Origin of the sequence: Pseudomonas sp. CF161, assembly GCF_000416215.1 — a bacterium.
Lineage (GTDB): Bacteria > Pseudomonadota > Gammaproteobacteria > Pseudomonadales > Pseudomonadaceae > Aquipseudomonas.
In genome coordinates, this window is the sequence record NZ_ATLP01000106.1 from 12,995 (window position 1) to 35,633 (window position 22,639).

The 22,639-nt window shown below is 63.2% G+C and carries 17 protein-coding genes; 4 read left to right on the forward strand and 13 right to left on the reverse strand.

Going from position 1 to position 22,639, the window contains the following annotated elements; translation table 11 throughout:
- Window positions 1-55: 55 nt before the first annotated feature.
- The 13 genes from CF161_RS23640 to CF161_RS23700 form a co-directional block, all read right to left on the reverse strand.
- Window positions 56-2,845: a hybrid sensor histidine kinase/response regulator gene (locus tag CF161_RS23640; RefSeq protein ID WP_020299146.1), complete on the reverse strand. Its 2,790-nt coding sequence runs from the start codon at window positions 2,843-2,845 to the stop codon at window positions 56-58.
- A gap of 98 nt (window positions 2,846-2,943) precedes the next feature.
- Window positions 2,944-4,239 (reverse strand): phosphoribosylamine--glycine ligase, encoded by a 1,296-nt coding sequence (purD, locus tag CF161_RS23645; protein WP_020299147.1) that lies wholly within the window; start codon window positions 4,237-4,239, stop codon window positions 2,944-2,946.
- 190 nt (window positions 4,240-4,429) lie between these two features.
- Window positions 4,430-6,037 (reverse strand): bifunctional phosphoribosylaminoimidazolecarboxamide formyltransferase/IMP cyclohydrolase, encoded by a 1,608-nt coding sequence (purH, locus tag CF161_RS23650; RefSeq protein WP_020299148.1) that lies wholly within the window; start codon window positions 6,035-6,037, stop codon window positions 4,430-4,432.
- 81 nt (window positions 6,038-6,118) lie between these two features.
- On the reverse strand, window positions 6,119-6,439 hold the full coding sequence (fis, locus tag CF161_RS23655) for a DNA-binding transcriptional regulator Fis (protein WP_003186237.1): 321 nt from the start codon (window positions 6,437-6,439) through the stop codon (window positions 6,119-6,121).
- Window positions 6,436-7,449 carry a tRNA dihydrouridine synthase DusB gene (gene dusB, locus CF161_RS23660; RefSeq protein WP_020299149.1) on the reverse strand — a complete coding sequence of 338 codons (1,014 nt, stop codon included), beginning with the start codon at window positions 7,447-7,449 and terminating at the stop codon, window positions 6,436-6,438. The genes fis and dusB overlap by 4 nt, the downstream gene beginning before the upstream one ends.
- Before the next feature lie 194 nt (window positions 7,450-7,643).
- Window positions 7,644-8,885, reverse strand: a complete 1,242-nt coding sequence (locus CF161_RS23665) for a DUF3426 domain-containing protein (protein ID WP_020299150.1) — start codon at window positions 8,883-8,885, stop codon at window positions 7,644-7,646.
- 30 nt (window positions 8,886-8,915) lie between these two features.
- Window positions 8,916-9,794, reverse strand: coding sequence for a 50S ribosomal protein L11 methyltransferase (prmA, locus tag CF161_RS23670; RefSeq protein ID WP_020299151.1), 879 nt, complete (start codon window positions 9,792-9,794; stop codon window positions 8,916-8,918).
- 203 nt (window positions 9,795-9,997) lie between these two features.
- Window positions 9,998-11,359, reverse strand: coding sequence for an acetyl-CoA carboxylase biotin carboxylase subunit (accC, locus tag CF161_RS23675; RefSeq protein ID WP_020299152.1), 1,362 nt, complete (start codon window positions 11,357-11,359; stop codon window positions 9,998-10,000).
- 17 nt (window positions 11,360-11,376) lie between these two features.
- Window positions 11,377-11,835: an acetyl-CoA carboxylase biotin carboxyl carrier protein gene (gene accB, locus CF161_RS23680; RefSeq protein WP_020299153.1), complete on the reverse strand. Its 459-nt coding sequence runs from the start codon at window positions 11,833-11,835 to the stop codon at window positions 11,377-11,379.
- A gap of 24 nt (window positions 11,836-11,859) precedes the next feature.
- On the reverse strand, window positions 11,860-12,315 hold the full coding sequence (gene aroQ / locus CF161_RS23685) for a type II 3-dehydroquinate dehydratase (protein WP_020299154.1): 456 nt from the start codon (window positions 12,313-12,315) through the stop codon (window positions 11,860-11,862).
- A 144-nt stretch (window positions 12,316-12,459) separates the two neighbouring features.
- Window positions 12,460-14,199, reverse strand: a complete 1,740-nt coding sequence (locus CF161_RS23690) for a protein-disulfide reductase DsbD (RefSeq protein WP_043230254.1) — start codon at window positions 14,197-14,199, stop codon at window positions 12,460-12,462.
- Window positions 14,200-14,342: 143 nt separating this feature from the next.
- Complete coding sequence (locus CF161_RS23695; protein ID WP_020299156.1) at window positions 14,343-16,304, reverse strand: methyl-accepting chemotaxis protein; 1,962 nt, start codon at window positions 16,302-16,304, stop codon at window positions 14,343-14,345.
- 53 nt (window positions 16,305-16,357) lie between these two features.
- On the reverse strand, window positions 16,358-18,022 hold the full coding sequence (locus tag CF161_RS23700) for a PleD family two-component system response regulator (protein WP_020299157.1): 1,665 nt from the start codon (window positions 18,020-18,022) through the stop codon (window positions 16,358-16,360).
- A 281-nt stretch (window positions 18,023-18,303) separates the two neighbouring features.
- Here CF161_RS23700 and CF161_RS23705 point away from each other — a divergent pair, with 281 nt between their 5' ends.
- The 4 genes from CF161_RS23705 to speA all read left to right on the forward strand — a co-directional run bounded on the left by CF161_RS23705 (window position 18,304) and on the right by speA (window position 22,617).
- Window positions 18,304-19,371 carry a DUF2333 family protein gene (locus CF161_RS23705; protein ID WP_020299158.1) on the forward strand — a complete coding sequence of 356 codons (1,068 nt, stop codon included), beginning with the start codon at window positions 18,304-18,306 and terminating at the stop codon, window positions 19,369-19,371.
- A 3-nt stretch (window positions 19,372-19,374) separates the two neighbouring features.
- A complete protein-coding gene (locus tag CF161_RS23710) occupies window positions 19,375-19,911 on the forward strand; it encodes an NUDIX hydrolase (RefSeq protein ID WP_020299159.1) in 537 nt (178 codons plus the stop codon).
- 197 nt (window positions 19,912-20,108) lie between these two features.
- Entirely contained in the window at window positions 20,109-20,480 is a 372-nt protein-coding gene (locus tag CF161_RS23715) for a translation initiation factor Sui1 (protein ID WP_020299160.1), read from the forward strand.
- A gap of 223 nt (window positions 20,481-20,703) precedes the next feature.
- Window positions 20,704-22,617: an arginine decarboxylase gene (speA, locus tag CF161_RS23720; protein WP_020299161.1), complete on the forward strand. Its 1,914-nt coding sequence runs from the start codon at window positions 20,704-20,706 to the stop codon at window positions 22,615-22,617.
- Window positions 22,618-22,639: the final 22 nt, after the last annotated feature.

The window sequence follows — 22,639 nt, forward strand, 5'->3', positions numbered from 1 at the left end:
CTCGCAGCGAAGGAGGGCGAGCGGGAGTTTAACAGGCGCCGCGCAGTCTGTCGGCTCAGCTGGCAGGCTCGGCGCTGCGATTGTGCTGGTCGCGCTGGGCCACCCAGTGCTCGATCAGTTCGCGCAGTTGCGAGAGCTCCACCGGCTTGGCCATGTGCCCATCCATGCCGGCCTGGCGCGCGCGTTCCTTGTGTTCGGCGAGGATGTGCGCCGTGAGGGCCACCACCGGGGTGCGCACCCGCTGGTTGCCGACTTCCCAGGCACGCAGTTGCTGGGTGGCGGAGAAACCGTCGAGGACCGGCATCTCGCAATCCATTAACACCAGGTCGTAGCGCTGGGCTTTCATCGCCTGCAGGGCTTCTTCGCCATTGCTGGCGGTGTCCGGTTGCAGGTTGAGCTTGCCCAGCATGCCGCGGATGACCTTGGTCGAGATGCTGTTGTCTTCGGCCACCAGGATGCGGAAGTCGCTGGGCACGGTGATCGGCGTCGCAGCCGGCGCCGCGGTGTTGCCCGGCAGGTAGTGCGGGGTGACCAGGCCTTTGTTGCGCTGGGTCAGCTCGTCGGCCAGGGTGGTCTTGAGGGTGTAGCCGGCCACCGGTTTGGCGAGGATGCGCTTGATCCCGGCATTGCGCGCGATGACCTTGCTCGGCGCGTTGCTGATGCCGGTAAGCATAATCAGCAGGATGTCGTGGTTCAGGCTCGGGTCTTCCTTGATCTTGGCCGCCAGTTGCATGCCGGTCATGCCGGGCATGTTTTGGTCGAGCAACACCACGTCGAAGTAATCGCGCAGGTGGGCCTTGGTCCGCAGCAGGGCCAGGGCTTCCTTGCCCGACGGCACGGCACTGACGTTCAGGCCCCAGGCGCTGCATTGCTGCACCAGGACCTTGCGGCAGGTGTCGTTGTCGTCCACCACCAGCACCCGCGCGCCTTGCAGCGGGCCGTCGAGGTCCGAGGTCGGGTGTTCCAGGCGTTCCGGGTCCAGGGGCAGGGTCAGCCACAGGGTGCTGCCCTGGTTGGCGCTGCTCTTGATGCCGAATTCGCCGTGCATCAGCAGCACCAGTTGCCGCGCGATCACCAGCCCCAGGTTGCCCCCCAGGCGGGTCGCGGCGAGGAAGTTCTTGCTGTGCAGTTCCGAGTGCAGCAGGGCGTCGCGCTCTTCGGCGTCCATCGGCTGGCCGCTGTCCTGCACGGCGATACGCAGGCGCGGCTTGCTGCTGCGCTCATCGAGGGCGACCACGATCAGCACTTCGCCTTCGTCGGTTTTCTTCAGGGCGTTTTCCAGCAGGCTCAGCAGGGCCTGGCGCAGGCGGGTCGGGTCACCGCTGATCACCCGTGGCACTTGCGGCTGGATAAAACTGATCAGCTCGACATTCTGCTGTTCGGCCTTGGCGCGGAAGATGCTCAGGCAGTCTTCGATCAGGGCATTGAGGTCGAACTGCACGTCGTCCAGTTCGATCTGCCCGGACTCCAGCTTGGTGATGTCGAGGATCTCGTTGATCAGGGTCAGCAGCTCGTTGCCGGCGCTGTGGATGGTCTGCACGTAGTCGCGCTGCTTGACCGACAACGGCGTGCCCAGCAGCAGCTCGGTCATGCCCAGCACGCCGTTCATGGGGGTGCGGATTTCATGGCTGATCTTGGCCAGGAACTCGGCCTTGGCGTTGACCTCGGCATTGCTCGCGGCCAGGTCGCGGCTGACGCTGAAGCGGTTCTCGGTGATGCTGCGCTGGCGCTCGCCGAGGGCGACGCTCATCAACAGGCCGCTGATGCAGATCACGCTGAGCAGGGTGATGATCAAGCCCTGTGGCGCCACTAGGGTCAGGCCGAGCAGGGCCGGGAGAATCACCAGGGTGCCGAGGTTGAAGATCACCATGGCCGCAACGAACAGCCGCGCCGGGCGATAGCCCTTGTGCCAGTGGTAACCGCCCACCAGCAGCATGCTCAGGCCGGCCAGCGCCACCAGGGCGTAGGTGATGATGTTCAGCGGCAGGGTAGTGACGAACAACAGCAGCAGCCCGCAGAGGATGATCAGCAGGATGTCGCCCAGCAGCAGCTTGTTCAGCGGGTGCGGGCCCAGTGGGGCGAAGTAGCGGTAGGCGAACATCAGCCCGCAGGGGGCGGTCAGCAGCAGCGCCAGGTAGGCCCCCGGGGTTTGCAGCGCCTGCCAGTTCGGCAGCCAGGGGCCGGCCAGGTTCAGCAGCATCAGCAGGCTCAGGGACAGCAGCACCTCACAGGCGGCGAGCCACAGGCTGCTGCGGGAGCGGGTGTAGGCATAACGGGTGAGATTATGCAGGATCAGCATCGCCATGCAGCCGAACAGGACGCCATAGATCAGGGTCTGGCTCTGGTTGGCCGCGGCCATGACTGCCGTCTGCAGGGTGATGTAGGGGCGCAGTTGGTGGTCGGAAACCAGGCGCAGGTAGACGTCGAGGGTTTTCTCGCTCTGCGGCAACGGCAACATGAAGTCGTTGCTGGGCAGGGTTTTTTCGGTCAGGGGCTGATGGGTGCCGGTGTTCAGTTGCTCGATCAGGCGGTCGCCGTCGAACACATACAGATTCAGTTGTGACAGGTCGGGAGCGAAGATGCGCAGCAGTTGTTCGTGCTGATCGGGATGCAGTTTGAAGCGTACCCAGAGCGCGCCGTCGGGTTCGGCGGCGGTCAGCTTGTCGAGTTCGATCGGGCTGAATTGCGTGGCGTAGCGTTGGGAGCGGATGTCACTGAGCTGCAAGCTGGCCTGTTCATCGAGCAATACCGCCCAGCCACTGCCTTGAGCGGCCAGGGCCGTGTTCAAGCAGAGCAGGGTCAGCAGTGTAGCGATGAAGCCTGTGGCAATCCTGAGCCAGCGCACGGCGAAATCCCTTCGTAGGTTGATGCCAGGTTGTAACTATGCGCGGGGGCACGAGGCTACGGCAAGGGCGGGGGCCCTTGCCGAGCTATAGGGCCGCCTTATTGCTGTTCTTCGCCACGCTCGCGGGCAATGGCACGGTAGCCGATGTCCTTGCGGTAGAAGCAGCCTGGCCAGTCGATCTTGGCGGCCAGTTTGTACGCTTGTTGCTGGGCGGCGTCGACACTGTTGCCCAGAGCCGTGGCGCACAGCACGCGACCGCCGGCGGTCACTACCTGGCCGTCCTTGAGCGCAGTACCGGCGTGGAACACTTTGCCTTCCAGGCTGGCGGCGGAGTCCAGGCCGGTGATGGCGGCGCCTTTGGCGTAGTCACCCGGGTAGCCACCGGCCGCGAGCACGATGCCCACGCTCGGACGCGGATCCCATTGAGCTTCGACCTTGTCCAGGGCCTGGGCCAGGGCGGCTTCCACCAGCAACACCAGGCTCGACTGCAGACGCAGCATCACCGGTTGGGTTTCCGGGTCGCCAAAACGGCAGTTGAACTCGATGACTTTCGGATTACCGGCCTTGTCGATCATCAAGCCGGCGTACAGGAAGCCGGTGTAGACATTGCCTTCGTCGGCCATGCCGCGCACGGTTGGCCAGATCACCAGGTCCATCACCCGTTGATGCACCTCGGCAGTCACTACGGGCGCCGGGGAGTAGGCACCCATGCCGCCGGTGTTCGGGCCGGTGTCGGCGTCGCCGACGCGCTTGTGGTCCTGGCTGGTGGCCATGGGCAGCACGTTCTTGCCGTCGACCATGACGATGAAACTGGCTTCCTCGCCGTCGAGGAACTCTTCGATCACCACCCGCGAACCGGCTTCACCGAAGGCGTTGCCGGCCAGCATGTCGCGTACCGCGTCTTCGGCTTCAGCCAGGGTCATGGCGACGATCACGCCTTTACCGGCGGCCAGGCCGTCGGCCTTGATCACGATCGGTGCGCCTTTTTCACGCAGATAAGCCAGGGCCGGCTCGATCTCGGTGAAGTTCTGGTAGTCGGCGGTCGGGATCTTGTGGCGCGCCAGGAAGTCCTTGGTGAAGGCTTTCGAACCTTCGAGCTGCGCCGCGCCGGCGGTTGGGCCGAAGCAATCCAGGCCACGGCTGCGGAACAGGTCGACCACGCCGGCCACCAGCGGTACTTCCGGACCGACGATGGTCAGGGAAACATTCTTCTCGGCGAAATCAGCCAACTGCTCCAGGGCCAGCACGTCGATGGCGACGTTCTCGCACTTGGCTTCAATGGCGGTGCCGGCGTTGCCCGGTGCCACGAATACTTTCTGGACGCGTGGGTCCTGAGCGACTTTCCAGGCCAGGGCGTGTTCACGACCGCCGCTACCGATGATCAGTACATTCATTTCAAAAAACCTCGGATGACGCTAATTCTGTTTTAGAACCTAAAGCGCTTCACGCCGTAGGAGGTTGCAAGGACACCGGTAGATGCAAGGCGGAGCCCACCTCGATGAGCGGAGTTGCCTGTTGGCAATGAGCATCATCGGGGTGGGCTCCAACGCAGCAGATGCCGGTGTCAGTGCGACCGTTGTCGTATCAGTGACGGAAGTGGCGCATGCCGGTGAAGACCATGGCAATGCCGGCTTCGTCGGCAGCGGCGATCACTTCCGCATCACGCATCGAGCCACCTGGCTGGATCACGGCGGTGATGCCGACCTTGGCGGCGTTGTCCAGGCCGTCGCGGAACGGGAAGAACGCGTCGGAAGCCATCACCGAGCCCGCGACCTGCAAACCGGCGTGCTCAGCCTTGATCGCGGCGATGCGCGCCGAGTTCACGCGGCTCATCTGGCCGGCGCCGACCCCGATGGTCTGGCGGTTCTTGGCGTAGACGATGGCGTTGGATTTAACGTACTTGGCCACTTTCCAGGCGAAGATCAGGTCGTTGATTTCCTGTTCGGTCGGGGCGCGCTGGGTCACCACTTTCAGGTCCTGGCTGCCGATCATGCCGATGTCGCGGCTCTGTACCAGCAGGCCGCCATTGACGCGCTTGTAGTCCCAGGCAGCGGCACGCTCGGCCGACCACTCGCCGCAGGCCAGCAGGCGCACGTTGGCTTTGGCGGCGACGATGGCACGGGCTTCTTCGCTGACGCTTGGGGCAATGATCACTTCAACGAACTGACGCTCGACGATGGCCTTGGCGGTCTCGGCGTCCAGCTCACGGTTGAAGGCGATGATGCCGCCGAAGGCCGATTCGGTGTCGGTGGCATAAGCCAGCTCGTAGGCCTGGCGAATGCCGCCTTCGGCGTCCGGGCTCACGGCCACGCCGCACGGGTTGGCGTGCTTGACGATGACGCAGGCCGGCTTGACGAAGCTCTTCACGCATTCCAGCGCGGCGTCGGTGTCGGCCACGTTGTTGTACGACAGCTCCTTGCCTTGCAGCTGGGTCGCGGTGGCGATGCCGACTTCGGCCGGCTTGGCTTCCACGTAGAACGCCGCGCTCTGGTGCGGGTTCTCGCCGTAGCGCATTTCCTGGGCCTTGATGAACTGGCTGTTGAAGGTCCGCGGGAACTGGCTGCGGCCTTCAGTGCTCAGGGTTTCAGCCGCCTGGTTCACGGTGCCCATGTAGTTGGCGATCATGCCGTCGTAGGCCGCGGTGTGTTCGAAGGCCTTGAGCATCAGGTCGAAACGCTGGGCGTAGGTCAGGCCACCGGCTTTCAGGCCTTGCAGGACACTGGCGTAATCGCTGGCATTGACCACGATGGCCACGTCTTTGTGGTTCTTGGCCGCCGAGCGAACCATGGTCGGGCCGCCGATATCGATGTTCTCGATGGCCGTCGGCAGGTCGCAGCCTGGCTTGTTGATGGTGGCTTCAAACGGGTAGAGGTTGACCGCGACCAGGTCGATCGGCTTGATCCCGTGTTCGCTCATGATGGCGTCGTCGATACCGCGACGGCCGAGGATGCCGCCGTGGATTTTCGGGTGCAGGGTCTTGACCCGACCGTCCATCATTTCCGCGAAGCCGGTGTAATCCGCGACTTCCACTGCGGCCACGCCGTTGTCGCGCAGCAGCTTGAAGGTCCCGCCGGTGGAGAGGATCTCGACGCCCAGGGCTTCCAGCTCTTTGGCGAATTCGAGGATCCCGGTCTTGTCGGAAACACTGATCAAGGCGCGGCGGATCGGCAGGCGGGTGGTCTGGTCGGTCATCTCAATTTCCATCAAAAGCAAAGGAGTCAGCAAAAAAGGCGACCGGTTTTACGCGGGCGCCTTTCTGGTTTGATTGAATGCTTACAGCAAATCGTATTGTTTGAGCTTCTTGCGCAGGGTGCCGCGGTTCAGGCCCAGCAGTTCGCTGGCCTTGGTCTGATTGCCCTTGACGTAGTTCATCACGCTTTCGAGCAACGGGGCCTCGACTTCGGAGAGCACCAGGTTGTACACGTCCGTGACGGCAGCGCCCTCAAGGTGGGCGAAATAATTGTGCAGCGCCTTTTCGACACTCCCGCGAAGGGTCTGGCCTTCTTCGCTCGGCGTATTGAGGTGCTGTTTCAAATTCACGTTGTCGCTCACGGGTGTTGTTCCACTCACTAAAGTCTCGGTCATCATCGTCATGCGGCCACCCCTTCTCCGTCCCCTGTCACCAGGCTCTTGTAACGCTCGGCAAAGAACTCACGAACGTTGGCGCACTGTGCTTCCGTATCTTCCAAACGATTGAAGTGGGCGCGAAACTCCCTGGCGCCCGGCAGGGTTGCGAGATACCAGCCGACATGCTTTCGAGCAATGCGTACGCCCATGACATCTCCATAGAAGGCATGCAGCGCGGCCAGGTGCTCTAGCAGAATACGTTCCACTTCAAACAGCTCCGGTGCCGGAAGGATTTCGCCGGTACGCAGAAAGTGTTCGATTTCACGAAAAATCCATGGCCGCCCCTGGGCGGCCCGGCCGATCAACAGCCCGTCGGCTCCAGTGGCATGCAACACCTGCCGGGCCTTTTCGGGTGAGTCGATATCGCCGTTGGCGAAGACCGGAATCGACACCGCCTGCTTGATCGCGGCAATGGTGTCGTACTCGGCTTCACCGGTGTACAGGTCGGCGCGGGTCCGCCCATGGACCGCCAAAGCCGTAATGCCTGCCTGTTCGGCGATCTTCGCCACCGTCAGGCCGTTCTTGTTCGCCCGGTCCCAGCCGGTGCGGATCTTCAGGGTGACCGGCACATCGACCGCAGCCACCACGGCCTGCAGGATCTCGGTCACCAGCTCTTCATCTTTCAACAGCGCGGACCCGGCGGCCTTGTTGCAGACCTTCTTGGCCGGACAGCCCATGTTGATATCAATAATCTGTGCGCCCAGCTCGACGTTGGCCCGGGCCGCATCCGCCAGCATCTGCGCATCGCCGCCGGCGATCTGTACCGAGCGTGGCTCGGGATCACCTTCGTGAATCATGCGCATCCGCGATTTGCGGGTGTTCCACAAACTCATGTCGCTGGTGACCATTTCCGAGACTACAAGCCCTGCGCCCAAACGCTTGCAAAGCTGACGAAAGGGCTGGTCGGTGACACCCGCCATGGGGGCGAGAATCAAGCCGTTGTGCAATGTATATGGGCCGATGCGTACCGCCGACATAGGACTTCCCTGTTGTGGGGCCGGATCATGAGAGTTCGAAAAAGGGTTGGCATGATACCCGCTCTCGATGACTGGTTAAAGGCTGAATTGGATAAAATCTGAACAGTTATTCCTTTATCGCCAGCGGTTTGGTCGGCCGGGGCTATCGGAAAACTGCCGTCAAAAGTGTGCCGCCTGTGCGGCCAGAGACCGGATCACTCGGGAGAGTGGAAGCTCAGACTGTAGTTCACGGCCTTGGGGCCCGGATCAAGAATGTCCAGGGCGATGTGAATCGGCGTCTGCGGTGGCATTTCCGACAGGCCTTCGAGCTCACCGTTGAGGTACTCGCCGGGCTTGAAGCGCCGACTGGCGATCAGTTGCCCATTGAGGTCGGCGAAACGCAGTTCCAGCAGGGGGAACGGCTGGGAGAACGGCGCGCGGTTATAGATGATGGCGTCCACCACCAGCGCGCCGCTGAAATCCGGATGGCTGCGGACCACCAGGTTGCTGCTCTTGATTCGGGCGATATCGACCTTGGACGGCACGTTGCAGCCCAATTCCGGGCACAGCTGCTGGAACCATGGGCGGTACTGGTCCTGGCGCGCCAGTTCGTCGAAGTGATAGGCAATGTACTGCCCGGCCAGGGCCGCGGCGGCCAGCAGGATCAACAGGCTCCACAGCAGGCGCCGGCCCCAGGGCGAGCGACGCTTTTGCCAATCGAGGTGAATCGGGTCGTCGACCAGGTCCAGCAGCACGTCGTCCTGGACGCCGGGTTCGCTGCGGCTGCGCTTTTGCTTGGCGTTGACCGGCACCTCGACTTCGTCCTCGTCGCGATCGGCGGCGATCGGCGCGGTTGGATGCGCAGCTGGTTCGAGGTCGTTGTCGTGCTCGATGTGGCGGGTGCCGGGTTCGTCTTCGAGGTCGGCCAGGTTGAATGACAGCGAAGGCTCGGTGCGTCCGGGTTTCTGTGGCTCAGCGGTCGGGGCCGGGTGTTCCTGCGCCTTGCTGCTGGCATCGAGCTCGTCGCGCTCGCCGGCGGTGGCGCTGAACAGGCTGTCGGGCCAGTGTTCGTCTTCGGCGTCCGGTTGGTCGCGGCGGGCGCTCAGCGACTCTTCGCGGTGGCCGCGGTCCTGGCCGAAGGCCTTGGCGGGCTGGATTTCCCGTTGCTCGAGCTTGGCCAGTTCCTCATCGAGGTCCAGGTGATCCAGATCGAGTTCGCTGGCCGACCATTGCTTCTGGCTGATGGCGCGCTGCGCGGGAGGGGCGACGGGCGCCACCGGTGCCGGAGTGGCCGCGGCGTCCCGGTTGGCGCGTTGTTCCAGCAGTTGGCGCGCCGCGTTGAACACCTGCAGGCACGAGCCGCAGCGCACCACGCCACGGGCCACGCTCAACTGGGCGTGGCTGACGCGGAAGCTGGTTTGGCAATGCGGGCACTGGGTGACAAAACTGTCGGTCATGCGGCCATCCGGATTATGCAGGCGGCCATTCTAGCGCCGACGGCCGCTGATGCGCACCCAGCCATCGCGATTGGCGATGGGGTCCAGGTCGAAGTCCTGGGCGTAGGCCGCGGCGACTTCTTCGCCCTGTTCCGCGAGGATCCCCGACAGTGCCAGGCGACCGCCGGGCTTGACCAGGCTCGACAACTGCGGGGCCAGGGAGACCAGGGGGCCGGCGAGGATATTGGCCACCAGCACATCGGCCTGGACCTGGGGCAGATCCTGCGGCAGGTACAGCGGGAACAGCGCTTCGGCGATGTTGTTGCGCCCGGCGTTATCGCGGGAGGCTTCCAGGGCCTGGACGTCGATGTCGGTGCCGACGGCTTCCTTGGCGCCCAGCAGCAGGGCGGCAATGGCCAGGATCCCCGAGCCGCAGCCGAAGTCGAGCACGTTGCAGCCCTTGAGGTCCTGGCCGTCCAGCCATTCCAGGCACAGGGCGGTGGTCGGGTGGGTGCCGGTGCCGAACGCCAGGCCCGGGTCCAGCAACAGGTTGACTGCGTCCGGCTCCGGCGCGGCGTGCCAGCTTGGGACGATCCACAGGCGTTGGCCGAAACGCATCGGCTGGAAGTTGTCCATCCAGCTGCGTTCCCAATCCTGGTCCTCGATCACTTCGCTGTGGTGCTCGGGCAGCGGGCTGCCGGTCAGCAGCTCGAGGTGGGCCAGTACACTGGCCGGGTCGGCGCCGTCTTCGAACAGGGCCAGCAGGTGGGTGTGGGACCACAGCGGGGTGGTGTTGAGTTCCGGTTCGAAGATCGGCTGATCCTCGGCGTCCATGAAGGTGACCGAGACGGCACCGACTTCAAGAAAAGCGTCTTCATAGGTTTCGGCTTGTTCTGGGCTGATGGCGAGACGGACTTGCAGCCAAGGCATGGCGGGCACCTTTGAAAATATGTGTTGTGCAGCCTAGCGGGCCGCGAGAAGCGCGCAAGTTTACGCGAGCCAGGACCGGGTTGCACAGGATATCCCCGTGGCGCCGGAGCGTGCCCCTTCGTCAGGGTGGGGGGAGGGCATGCAGGTGTTTCAGAAACAACAAAGCCGCTCGAAAGCGGCCTTGTCGGTGTGGCGTGTGCCGATCAGTGTTGCTCGGCCAGCTTGTGCTCCAGGTAGTGAATGTTCACTCCCCCTTTGCAGAAGCCTTCGTCACGGGTCAGGTCGCGGTGCAGCGGGATGTTGGTCTTGATCCCGTCGACGACGATTTCGTCCAGCGCATTGCGCATGCGCGCCATGGCTTCGTCACGGGTCGCCCCGTAAGTGATCAGCTTGCCGATCAACGAATCGTAGTTCGGTGGAACCGCATAACCGCTGTACAGGTGCGAATCGACACGTACGCCATTGCCGCCCGGAGCATGGAAATGCTTGACCGTGCCTGGGCTTGGCATAAAGGTTTTCGGGTCTTCGGCGTTGATCCGGCATTCCAGCGCGTGACCGCGGATGACCACGTCATCCTGGGTGAACGACAGTTTGTTGCCGGCGGCGATGCTGAGCATCTCCTTGACGATGTCGATGCCGGTGACCATTTCCGATACCGGGTGCTCTACCTGGACACGAGTGTTCATCTCGATGAAGTAGAAGCTGCCGTTCTCGTAGAGGAACTCGAACGTGCCGGCTCCACGGTAGCCGATGTCGATGCACGCCTTGACGCAGCGAGCGAAGACTTCCTGACGCGCTTTCTCGTCGATGCCCGGTGCCGGTGCTTCTTCGAGAACCTTCTGGTGACGACGTTGCAGCGAGCAATCGCGGTCGCCCAGGTGGATGGCGTGGCCCTGGCCATCGGAAAGCACCTGGACTTCCACGTGACGTGGGTTGGTCAGGAATTTTTCCAGATAGACCATCGGGTTGCCGAACGCTGCGCCCGCTTCGGAGCGGGTCAGCTTGGCCGAGGAGATCAGGTCTTCTTCTTTGTGCACCACGCGCATACCGCGACCACCACCGCCGCCAGCGGCCTTGATGATCACCGGGTAGCCGACTTCACGGCCGATGCGCAACGCGGTTTCTTCGTCTTCGGGCAGTGGGCCGTCGGAGCCTGGAACGGTCGGTACGCCGGCAGCGATCATGGCGTGCTTGGCCGAAACCTTGTCGCCCATCAGGCGGATGGTTTCAGCTTTCGGGCCGATGAAGGCGAAGCCGGAGTTTTCCACCTGTTCGGCGAAGTCGGCGTTTTCCGCGAGGAAACCGTAGCCTGGGTGAATCGCCGTGGCGCCGGTGACTTCTGCTGCCGCGATGATGGCCGGGATGTGCAGGTAAGACTGGGCAGCTTGCGCCGGACCGATGCAGACGGATTCGTCTGCCAGGCCCAGGTGCATCAGCTCTTTGTCCGCCTTGGAGTAAACGGCGACGGTCTTGATTCCCATTTCCTTGCAAGCGCGCAGGATCCGCAGTGCAATTTCACCGCGGTTGGCAATCAGGACTTTTTCCAACTTCGCAGGGGTCGGCATCAAAGGCACTCCGCGGCTCAAACGATGGTGAACAGCGGTTGGTCGTACTCAACCGGCTGGCCGTCTTCGACGAGGATGGACTCGATCACACCGCTGGTTTCAGCTTCGATGTGGTTCATCATCTTCATGGCTTCAACGATGCACAGGGTGTCGCCTTTCTTCACACTCTGGCCAACTTCAACGAAGGACGGCGAGGACGGCGAAGACTTGCGATAGAAAGTGCCAACCATTGGCGAACGGGCAACGGTGCCGTTCAGCGCTGGGGCTGCAGGTGCGGCTGGCGCGGCGGCAGCGGCCGGAGCAGCTGCTGGAGCGGCAACCGGAGCGGCCATTGGAGCCGGTGCGTAGTATTGCTGGGCTGGAGTCTTGCTGTGGCGGCTGATGCGTACGGACTCTTCGCCTTCCTTGATCTCCAGCTCGTCGATGCCGGACTCTTCCAGCAGTTCGATCAGTTTCTTAACTTTACGGATATCCATGAATCATCAACTCCCAAGGGTCGGTCAGGGGCGTTTAGCTTGTTGTTCAAGCTGCTCTAGTGCGGCCTCCAGGGCCAGTCGGTAACCGCTGGCGCCAAGGCCGCAGATCACTCCCACCGCAACGTCGGAGAAGTAGGAGTGATGGCGGAATGGTTCGCGTTTGTGCACGTTGGACAAATGCACTTCGATGAATGGGATGCTCACCGCCAGCAGCGCGTCACGTAATGCGACGCTTGTGTGCGTAAAAGCTGCTGGATTGATCAAAATGAAGTCCACGCCTTCGCCACGGGCGGCATGGATCCGGTCGATCAACTCATACTCGGCGTTGCTTTGCAGGTAGAGCAAATGGTGCCCGGCATCACGGGCCCGCTGTTCCAGGTCTTGATTGATCTGGGCCAGGGTCACTGCACCGTAGACGCCCGGTTCACGGGTGCCGAGCAGGTTCAGGTTGGGTCCGTGCAGAACCAGTAGGGTCGCCATCTGCTGTTCCTTGTTATCGCGCCGTTATTAGAGTGAGCAGTGCCCAGAACTGCGCGACTATGCCGCAAAGGGTTTATGACTGTCCAGTTCTCTGCAATAGCCAGCACGATGACCGATGTTTGCGCAAAATATGTGACTGAGTGTTTAAATCCGGTCATTCGCTTTGGCGACACGTTCGGCGAAGTCCGCCGCGTTGATTTCACCAATCACCCTGACTTCTGCACGTTCGGCGCCATCTTTGCCAAAAAACAGTAAGGCCGGTGGCCCGAACAATTGGTAGCGATCGAGCAGGGCGCGTTGCTCGGCATTGCTGGCGGTCATGTCGAAACGGATCAGGCGATAGCCCTTGAGCCGCTCGACCACCTGGCTGTCGTTCAGCACCTGGTGCTCGATGACCTTGCAACTGATGCACCAGTCGGCGTACCAGTCGAGCAGCAGCGGCTGGCGCGCCGCTTTGGCCTCGGCCAGTACCTGCTCCAGCGCGGCCGGCGTATCGATGGTGTGCCAGGCGCCGTTCGACGCCTGGGCCGCCACCGCAGGCGTGCCGCCGGGAATAGGGCGCAGCGGGTCGGTTTGACCGCTGAGCGCGCCATACCAGCAGGCCAGGGCATAAAACAGCAGGAACAGCCCCAGCAATTGCGCCAGGCGCTGGCGTGGCGCCTTGTAGATAAACTCCAGCGCGCCGAGGAACAGCCCGACACCCGCCGCCAGCGCGCCCACCAGCAGCAAGGTGATCTGCCCCGGCAATACCCGGCTCAGCAGGCCGATGGCCAGGCCCAGCAGGAGCACGCCAATCGCGTTTTTCACGTAGATCAGCCATGAGCCGCTTTTCGGCAGCCAGGCCGCGCCGCCCGTGGCCACCAGCACCAGCGGCAGGCCCATGCCCAGGCCCAGGGCGAACAGTTTCAAGGCCCCGCCCAGGGCATCGCCGCTGGCGCTTATATACAGCAGGGCGCCGGCCAGTGGCGCGGAGACGCAAGGCGATACCAGCAGGCTGGAAACCACTCCCAGAACCGCGGCGCCCCACAGCGACCCGCCTTGGGTGCGCCCGGCAATGTGTTCCAGGCGGTTGCTGATAAAGCGCGGCAGCTTGAGTTCGAACACATCGAACATCGCCAGGGCGAACAGTGCAAAGAACAGCGCGAAAGGCCCCAGCACCCAGGCCGATTGCAGGCGCGCCTGCAGGTTCAGTTGTGCACCGAACATCCCCATCAGGGCGCCGAGCAGGGCAAAACAGGCGGCCATCGGCAGCACGTAGGCCACGGACAGGGTAAAACCGCGCCAACCCCCGACCTGGCCGCGTAACACCACCCCGGACAGAATCGGCAGCATCGGCAGGACGCACGGAGTGAAGGTCAACCCGATGCCGGCGAGCAGGAACACCGCCAGTTCGCGCCAGCTCCAGTGTGTGGCAGGGCTGTCCGTCGGGTCGATCTGCAGGCGTTCGGTTTCCGGTGGATAACACAGGCCCTTGTCGGCGCAGCCCTGGTAGGTGACAGCCAGGGTAAAGGCCCGTGAGTCGTTGGCCGTGCGTGGCAGCTTGACGTCGAGAATGCCGTGATAGACCTCAACATCGCCGAAGTACTCGTCGTGTTTCTGCTCGCCTGCGGGCAACTGTGCCGCGCCGAGGCCGATATCCGCCGGCTCGCTGCGGAACTGAAAGCGGTGGCGGTACAGGTAATAACCTTCGGTGGCGACGAAACGCAGCGTGATCGACTCGGGCGTGCTCTGCACCAGGCTCAACTGGAAGGCTTGGCGCACCGGCAGGAAGTCGGCGCTGTTATTGACCGCGCCCAGGGTCGAGCTGGGACGTGAATCCAGAAGCCCGGCGGCGGTTGCCGGCAGGGCGAGCATTAACAGCATCAGGCAGAGCAGGCGGCGCATGGCGATCTCGCGAATCGAAAGTGTGCGCATTATAACGGACGCCGGCCTTCATGGCCGCTGTGGCGTGCCGGTAGCCGCTGCCGCCAGGCGGCGCGGGCGCAAAAAACACCGGACCTGCACCTGACACACCACGGCGGCCACGGTCACACGCGAAAGGCCTGCACGGCGGTGTGCAACTGGCCGCCCAGGGTCAGCAGGGTGGCGCCTTGTTCGCGGCCTTCGCCGATGCGCAGCAGGTTGTCGCCGCCCAGTTGGTGGATGCGCTCGCTGTGATCGCGGATCTCGCTGACGGCGCCGCTTTGCTGGGCCGTGACGTCGGCGATGCGCACGGCGGTATCGGAGATGGTCTGGATCGCGCCAACGATCTTGTCCAGCGCGCCATCGGCGGCCTGGGCCTGATTGGCCGTGGCTTCGGCGTGTTCGACCTGGGCGCGCATGCCTTCCACCGATTGCCGGGCGGCGGTCTGCAGGCCGGCGATCAGGGTCTGGATCTCGGCGGTGGCGCCGGCGGTACGTTGCGCCAGGGAGCGCACTTCCTCGGCGACCACGGCAAAACCGCGGCCCATTTCCCCGGCCCGAGCCGCTTCGATGGCGGCGTTAAGGGCCAGCAGGTTGGTCTGGTCGGCGATCGAGCGGATCACCGTCAGCACGCCGCCGATGGTTGCCGACTCTTCAGCCAGGTGCTCGATCATCTGTGCGTTGCCTTGCACTTCATCCACCAGTGCGTGGAGCCCGGTCAGGCTCAGGCCAATCACTTTCTGCCCGTGCTCCACGGCGAGCCCGGCGCTGCGGCTGGCGTCGGCAGCCTGGCTGGCGTCGCCAGCAACCTGCTGAATGGTGGCCTCCAGTTCGCCCAGGGCGTCGCGGATCTGCGCGGTATCACCGGCCTGGCGTTGCGCACCGCTGTGCAAGCCGCTGCTCAAGTCGGCCAAGGCCCGGCTGCTGCCGGCGACCTGCTCGGCGTTCTGGCGAATGGTGCCCACCAAGTCCACCAGATAGGCCCGCAGGCGATTCAACGACTCCTCGATCGCATGCAACTCGCGGTTGGTCTTGCCCAGGTGGATGCCCTGGCTGAAGTCGCCCTCGGCCCAGGTCGACAGCGCCGGGGCCAGGTTGGTCAAGACCCGCGCCAACTTGCGTTGCAGGGTGTCGATCACCAGCGCGATCAACAGGATCAGGCCGATCATCAGGCCTTGCATCAGCCGCACTTCGCCCTGGATCTGCCCGTGCTGGGCGCGCACTGCCGGCTCCAGCCCGGCGATGGCCTGTTGCACGCTGGCGATTTTCAGGTGGGTGGCGGCGCTGAGGTCGGCGCGTTTCTGGATCTGTTCGCGGGTGCGGTTCAGCTCGGCCGGGTAGCGGGTGAGCAGGCTGTTGAGTTCCCGCTTGAGGCCGACGCCGGTGTCTTCGGCGACGGCTTTCTCGCTGTTGTCCAGGCCCATCAGGGCGGCGAAGTCGTCGGTGTTGGATTCACTGCTGCTGGTCACCCCGAGCAACGGCAGGGCCTCCAGGCGCTCGGCCTGGCTGCGGATGTTGTTCACCTCGCGCTCGACATCGGCGGCCAGCTCGCTGCGCCCGCTGCTCACCAGTTTGTCCCGGGCCAGGGACAGCTTGCCCAGGTGCTGCGCCGCACTCAGCAGCAGCGGCAGATAGGCACGGGCGTTGGCGCTGTCGGTGCTGCTGGCGTATTGGCTGAGCTGTTCAAGGTTGGCCCCCAGTTCGCGTTCGGCCTGCAGCAGCAGGGCTTGCGGGTCGCCGGCCAGCTTGCCGGCGGCCAGCAGGTCGCTTTTGCTGAACTGGTCGAGGCTGGCCAGGCTCGGGCGCAGGCTTTGCGCCAGCTCCGGGGGCAATTGGCCGAGCTCGTTCTGCAGGGTTTCGATGGCTTGGCTGGCGCTGCTCAGGCGCAGGGCGTCGCCGCTGGCCAGGTAGTCCTCGATATTGCGCGCCACGTCGCTCTGGAACTGCTGGGACAGGCCCAGGTAATGCTCCATCAGCAGATAGGGGCGCTCCAGGGCACGCTGCGACCACCACAGGGTCGCGCCCAGGGCCAGGCACACGGCAACGAGTAACAGGGTATTGAGATTGGTCAGCAGCTTCAGGCGCATCGGGGCTCTACCAACGACTTGAATGGTAAGCGCCTGAATTTATTGCGTTTGTGTTACAGGGTTATGACCGAATCGGCCGATTCGGCAGAAAAGATAGCACTTTGATGGCGCGCTGCCTGGACCCGGTTGCGGCCGCTGTTCTTGGCGCGGTACAGCGCTTCGTCGGCCTGGCTGGCCATCATCAGGCTGTCGGAATCTTCACGCAGTTCGACGACCCCGGCGCTGAAGGTGCACCACAGGTCCTGGGGCTGCGCGGGGTAGTGGATTTCGGCGAAGCGCTGGCGGATTTCGTCCAGCACCTTGCAGGCCGATTCGACGTCGGTGTCGGGCATGACGATGGCGAATTCTTCACCGCCGTAACGGCCGATAAAGTCGGTCTTGCGCAGGCGTTGCTTGAGAAACAGCGCCAGGCTCTTGATCACCCGGTCGCCCATGGGGTGGCCGTGGCTGTCGTTGACCCGCTTGAAGTGGTCGATGTCGAGCATGGCAAAGCTCAGCGGCTTGCTTTCGCGGCGGGCGCGGAAGCTGCAGTCTTCGAGCAATTGCAGGATATGGGTGTGGTTGTAGAGCCCGGTCAGGCTGTCGCGGACCATCCGCGCCTTGAGGTTGCGCGCCCGTGCCGCGCGGTTGCGCACGGTGGTGATCAGGTGGCGCGGCTTGATCGGCTTGGTCAGGAAGTCATCGCCGCCTTCGCTCATGGCGTCGAGCTGCTTGTCCAGGTCGTCTTCGGCCGACAGGTAGATGATCGGCACGCTGACATAGCGGTCGTTATGGCGGATCACCTTGGCCAGCTCGGTGCCGGTGCAGGCCGGCATGTACATGTCGAGGATGATCAGGTCCGGCTGGAAATCCGCCAACTCGGCCATGGCCTGGATCGGTTCGATCAGGGTGCGGGTGACAATCCCGGCGCTGTTGAGCAGGCGCTCGGTGTGCATGGCCTGGGCCCGCGAGTCGTCGATGATCAGCACCTTGTACGGCTCGTACTGGGCGACGCAGGTCAGGACTTCGATTTTCTCCAGCAGGCTCGAGGCTTCCAGGGTTCCGGTGAGGAACTCCTGGCCGCCGGCGCGCACCGCCGCGAGGCGGGTCGGGGTGTCGGTTTCGTGGAGGCTGAAAAACAGCAGCGGCAGTTTGTGTGCCAGGCCTTCCTGGGCTTCGGCGGCCAGTTTCAGGCCTTGGCCGGTGCCGCTGAAGTCGACGTCGATGACGATCGCTGCCGGCAGGCGCTCGACCATGGAAGCGCGAAACCCATCGACGCTGTCCAGGGACTGGGCACTGAGGCCGAAGAACTCCAGCTGTTTGGCCAGGCGCTCGGCGCGATCGTGGTCTTGCAGCATCACGTAGATCGGCTTGCGCAGGGGCGGCAGGAAGGTTTGTTCCAGTTGGTCGCCGTGGCGCAGGCCGGTGCGCGACAGGCGCTGCATCAGGCGGTTGAGGTCAGTGATCAGGCCACTGCTCAGGCGTCCGCGATTGGCATCCACGGCGCTCAGCGAATCGCTGATGCTGCGGGCCAACTGGCTGTGTTCGGGTTGTTCGAAACGTTCGGCGAAACGCAGCAGGCGCAGGTTGGCCTCACTGAGTTCGGACATGTCGGCGGTGGACCATTCGCTGCGTTGCAGGCGTTGCCATATCTCAAGAATCTGACGTGCCTGATGAATTACCCGCTGGGCAAAGTGGTGCTTGAGGCGCTCACGGCTGGGGTCTTCTGGCTCGGTCATATCCTGACTACTAGTTAGGCTGCATGCTGAGGTCGACTGGTGGCTCTATGCTAGCACCTCTTTTCAATCCTATGAGTGTCGTACGTCAATAATCTGCAAAGCGGCCTGATTCATTTTGCGACCGATTGGTCGCATAGGCTGTGGGCTGTGCTTCATTTATAGTGGCGCGTCGATCTGCGGCGGTGCTCAGGGTTACGGGCGATTAATCCGCTCGGTGCCCGGCACGATGGAGTAGGGTTGTGGTCGAACCGATGAACTCAAGTGATTGAAAGGATATAGCCATGCTGGACTGGAAGAATCGCGCAGGCAGCGCGCCGGATCGTGCTGCCGAACCCAAGTCGGCGACACGCAGCTATTTCGGTGGCCTGCTGTTCAGCCGCGCCCTGGCCACTCTGGTGGGGCTCTACCTGCTGGTGACCATTGCCCTGGGCTGGTATTGGAGCCAGGAGCCGGCTCTGTTTCCGGTGCAACAGAACGCCCAGATCGCCGCCGAGAAAGAAGGCAAGCAGATGGTCATCGGCTACACCACGGTGGAAACCCTGAAGACCGTGGCCGGGACTCTGCTGGACAAACCGGGTGGCTATATTTCCAACGACCGTTTTCCGCCGGGCCTGTGGATGGACAACATGCCGAGCTGGGAATACGGCGTGCTGGTCCAGGTCCGCGACCTGACCCGCGCCCTGCGCAAGGATTTCGCCCGTTCGCAGTCGCAGTCCGCTGAAGATGCCGACCTGGCCAAGGCCGAGCCGCGCTTCAACTTCGACAACAAGAGCTGGGTGCTGCCGTCCAGCGAATCGGAATATCAGGATGGCATCAATTCCCTGAGCCGCTACCAGGCTCGGTTGTCCGATCCGAACCAGAAGGGCGCGCTGTTCTATGCCCGCGCCGACAACCTCAACAACTGGCTGGGCGACGTCGGCACCCGCCTGGGTTCGCTGTCCCAGCGTCTTTCGGCCAGCGTGGGCCGGGTCAAGCTCAATACGTCGCTGAAAACCGAAGCGCCGGCCGTGGGCCAGGTGCCGCAGGTCGATGAAGAAGTGGTCGAGACCCCGTGGATGCAGATCGACAACGTGTTCTACGAAGCGCGTGGCCAGGCCTGGGCGCTGTCGCACCTGTTGCGCGCCATTGAGGTCGATTTCGCCGACGTGCTGGCGAAGAAGAACGCCACCGTCAGCGTGCGTCAGATCATTCGTGAACTGGAGGCTTCCCAGGAGCCCGTATGGAGCCCGATGATCCTCAACGGCAGCGGCTTCGGGGTATTGGCCAACCACTCGCTGGTCATGGCCAACTATATTTCCCGCGCCAACGCCGCAGTCATCGACCTGCGTCAACTGCTGAACCAGGGCTGATTCATGTCCGCCTCCCACGACGAGGCCGCGCACCGTGCGGCCTCGGATGCCGAACATATCGCCTGGGTCGACGGTGAAGACCAATTGCTCGGGGCCATGGTCCGCTCGCAGTTGCGCGAGCGCGGGCTGATCGGCCGCGGCACCTATATCCTGCTGTTCAACTCTGCCGGTGAGCTGTGCGTGCACCGCCGTACCCTGAGCAAGGCCATCTACCCCGGTTACTGGGACGTGGCGGCAGGGGGCATGGTGCTCGCCACTGAAACCTACGCCGAGTCGGCGGCCCGTGAACTGGAAGAAGAGCTGGGGGTGGGCGGCGTCGAGCTGACCGCCCATGACCACTTTTACTTCGAGGACACCGGCAACCGTCTGTGGTGCTCGGCGTTCTCCGCGGTGTGGGACGGCCCCTTGCGCCTGCAGCCCGAAGAGGTGCTGGAGGCGCGGTTTCTGCCGATCGATGTGGTGCTGCAGGAAATCCAGGAAAAGCCCTATTGCCCGGACTCCCTGGCGGCCCTGCAACGCTATCTGGCCCGACGTCGTTAAAGTTGCATAAATTGACGCTGATTGGCTCTTAGCAACGGGGCTTTTTGCCGTTACACTGCGCGACTTTTCAAGCTGAACCGGCGGTGCTTTTATCGGCGCCCCGGTCCAGTAGCGCTGCCCCTGCCTGAGTGGGGCTTCGCGGTCGATGGCACGGCCTTGTGCTTCGACCAGTCTTTGTCCTCCCAAGAGGATTGCCGGTGGCCAAAAAAGCCGCATCCTTCGCCGCCCTTGGTGGCCTGGTATTTTCCACCGACGCAGGTCGACATTGCCCGGACTGTAGCCAGCCGGTGGCAGCCTGCATCTGCAAACAAACCGCTATCCCGGCCGGCGACGGCATTGCTCGCGTGCGTCGCGAAAGCAAGGGCCGTGGCGGCAAGACGGTGACCACCATCACCGGCGTGCCCCTGGCCGAAGACGCGCTCAAGGATCTGGCAACGAGCTTGAAAAAGCGTTGCGGCACCGGTGGCGCGTTGAAAGACGGCGTGATCGAGATCCAGGGTGATCATGTCGAGCTACTCTTGGCCGAGCTGATCAAACACGGTTTCAAAGCGAAGAAGTCCGGCGGCTAGCAGCCTCTGTGAAAACCACCCCCTCGACTTGATGCAGCCTGTTCATTGCGGCTCGTGCGTCGTCTCCATGGTTTTCACAGAGCCTGTTCATGACCGGTTTCTAAACTCGGCACGGCAACTGAGGTCTACCCCCTCGTTGCAGGCTAATCGTCATTTTCATTCTTTAGACTGCGCCAGCCTTCGATAGGGTTGGCGCTCTATGACTTCTTTATAGGGGACTTCGATGTCCGTACGACGCACACGCAAAGACGATGGCAGCCAATGGACAGTTGCGGACAGCCGCAGTGTTTATGGGATTCGCCATTGGGGGGCCGGGTATTTCGCGATCAATGACGCCGGTCGCGTCGAAGTTCGTCCGAACGGCCCGAACAGCTCGCCCATCGACCTCTACGAGCAAGTCGACGAGCTGCGCAAAAGCGGCCTGTCCTTGCCGCTGCTGGTGCGCTTCCCGGATATCCTGCAGGACCGCGTGCGCCAGCTGACCGGTGCCTTCGACTCGAACATCGAGCGCCTGGAATACCAGAGCAAATACACGGCGCTGTACCCGATCAAGGTCAACCAGCAGGAAGCGGTGATCGAAAACATCATCGCCACCCAGGACGTCTCGATCGGCCTGGAAGCCGGCTCCAAGCCCGAGCTGCTGGCGGTCCTGGCCCTGGCGCCGAAGGGCGGCACCATCGTCTGCAACGGTTACAAGGACCGTGAGTTCATCCGCCTCGCGCTGATGGGCCAGAAGCTGGGCCACAACGTATTTATCGTGATCGAGAAAGAGTCCGAAGTCGGCCTGGTGATCGAAGAAGCCGCCAACCTCAAGGTCAAGCCCCAGGTCGGCCTGCGGGTGCGCCTGTCGTCCCTGGCGTCGAGCAAATGGGCCGACACCGGTGGCGAGAAGTCCAAGTTCGGTTTGTCGGCGGCGCAGTTGCTGTCGGTGGTCGAGCGCTTCCGCGCGGCCGGCCTGGACCAGGGCATTCGCCTGCTGCACTTCCACATGGGTTCGCAGATCGCCAACCTGGCGGACTACCAGCACGGCTTCAAGGAAGCGATCCGCTACTACGGCGAGTTGCGCAACCTCGGCCTGCCGGTGGACCACATCGACGTCGGCGGCGGCCTGGGCGTGGACTACGACGGCACCCACTCGCGCAACGCCAGCTCGATCAACTACGACATGGACGACTACGCCGGCGTGGTGGTGGGCATGCTCAAGGAATTCTGCGATGCGCAGAACCTGCCGCACCCGAACATCTTCTCCGAAAGCGGCCGCTCGCTGACCGCGCACCACGCCATGCTGGTGGTGCAGGTGACCGACGTCGAGAAACACAACGACGACGTTCCGCTGATCGAAAACAAGGAAAGCCTGCCGGAAACCGTGCAATGGCTGGTGGACCTGCTGGGCCCGACCGATATCGAGATGGTCACCGAGACCTACTGGCGCGCGACCCACTACATGAGTGACGTGGCGGCGCAGTACGCCGACGGCAAGCTGACCCTGGCGGAAAAAGCCCTGGCCGAGCAGTGCTATTTCGCCGTGTGCCGTCGCCTGCACAACTCGCTGAAAGCCCGCCAGCGTTCCCACCGCCAGGTGCTGGACGAGCTCAACGACAAGCTGGCCGACAAGTACATCTGCAACTTCTCGGTGTTCCAGAGCCTGCCCGACACCTGGGCCATCGGCCAGGTGCTGCCGATCCTGCCGCTGCACCGCCTCGACGAAGAGCCGCTGCGCCGCGCCGTATTGCAAGACCTGACCTGCGACTCCGACGGCAAGATCAAGCAGTACGTCGACGAGCAGAGCATCGAGACCAGCCTGCCAGTGCACGCCCTGAAAGAAGGCGAGGACTACCTGCTGGGGATCTTCCTGGTGGGCGCCTACCAGGAAATTCTTGGCGACATGCACAACCTGTTCGGCGACACCGACTCGGTGAATATCTATCAGAAGGCCGACGGCTCGGTGTACAGCGCGGGGATCGAAACCCACGACACCATCGAAGACATGCTGCGCTACGTGCACTTGTCGCCCGAAGAGCTGATGACCCACTACCGGGACAAATGCGCCAGCGCCAAGATCAGTGCCTCGGAGCGCACCCAGTTCCTCGACGCCCTGCGTCTGGGCCTGACCCGCTCGTCGTACCTGTCGAGCTGATAAAGCCCTTACACGGCTGAAC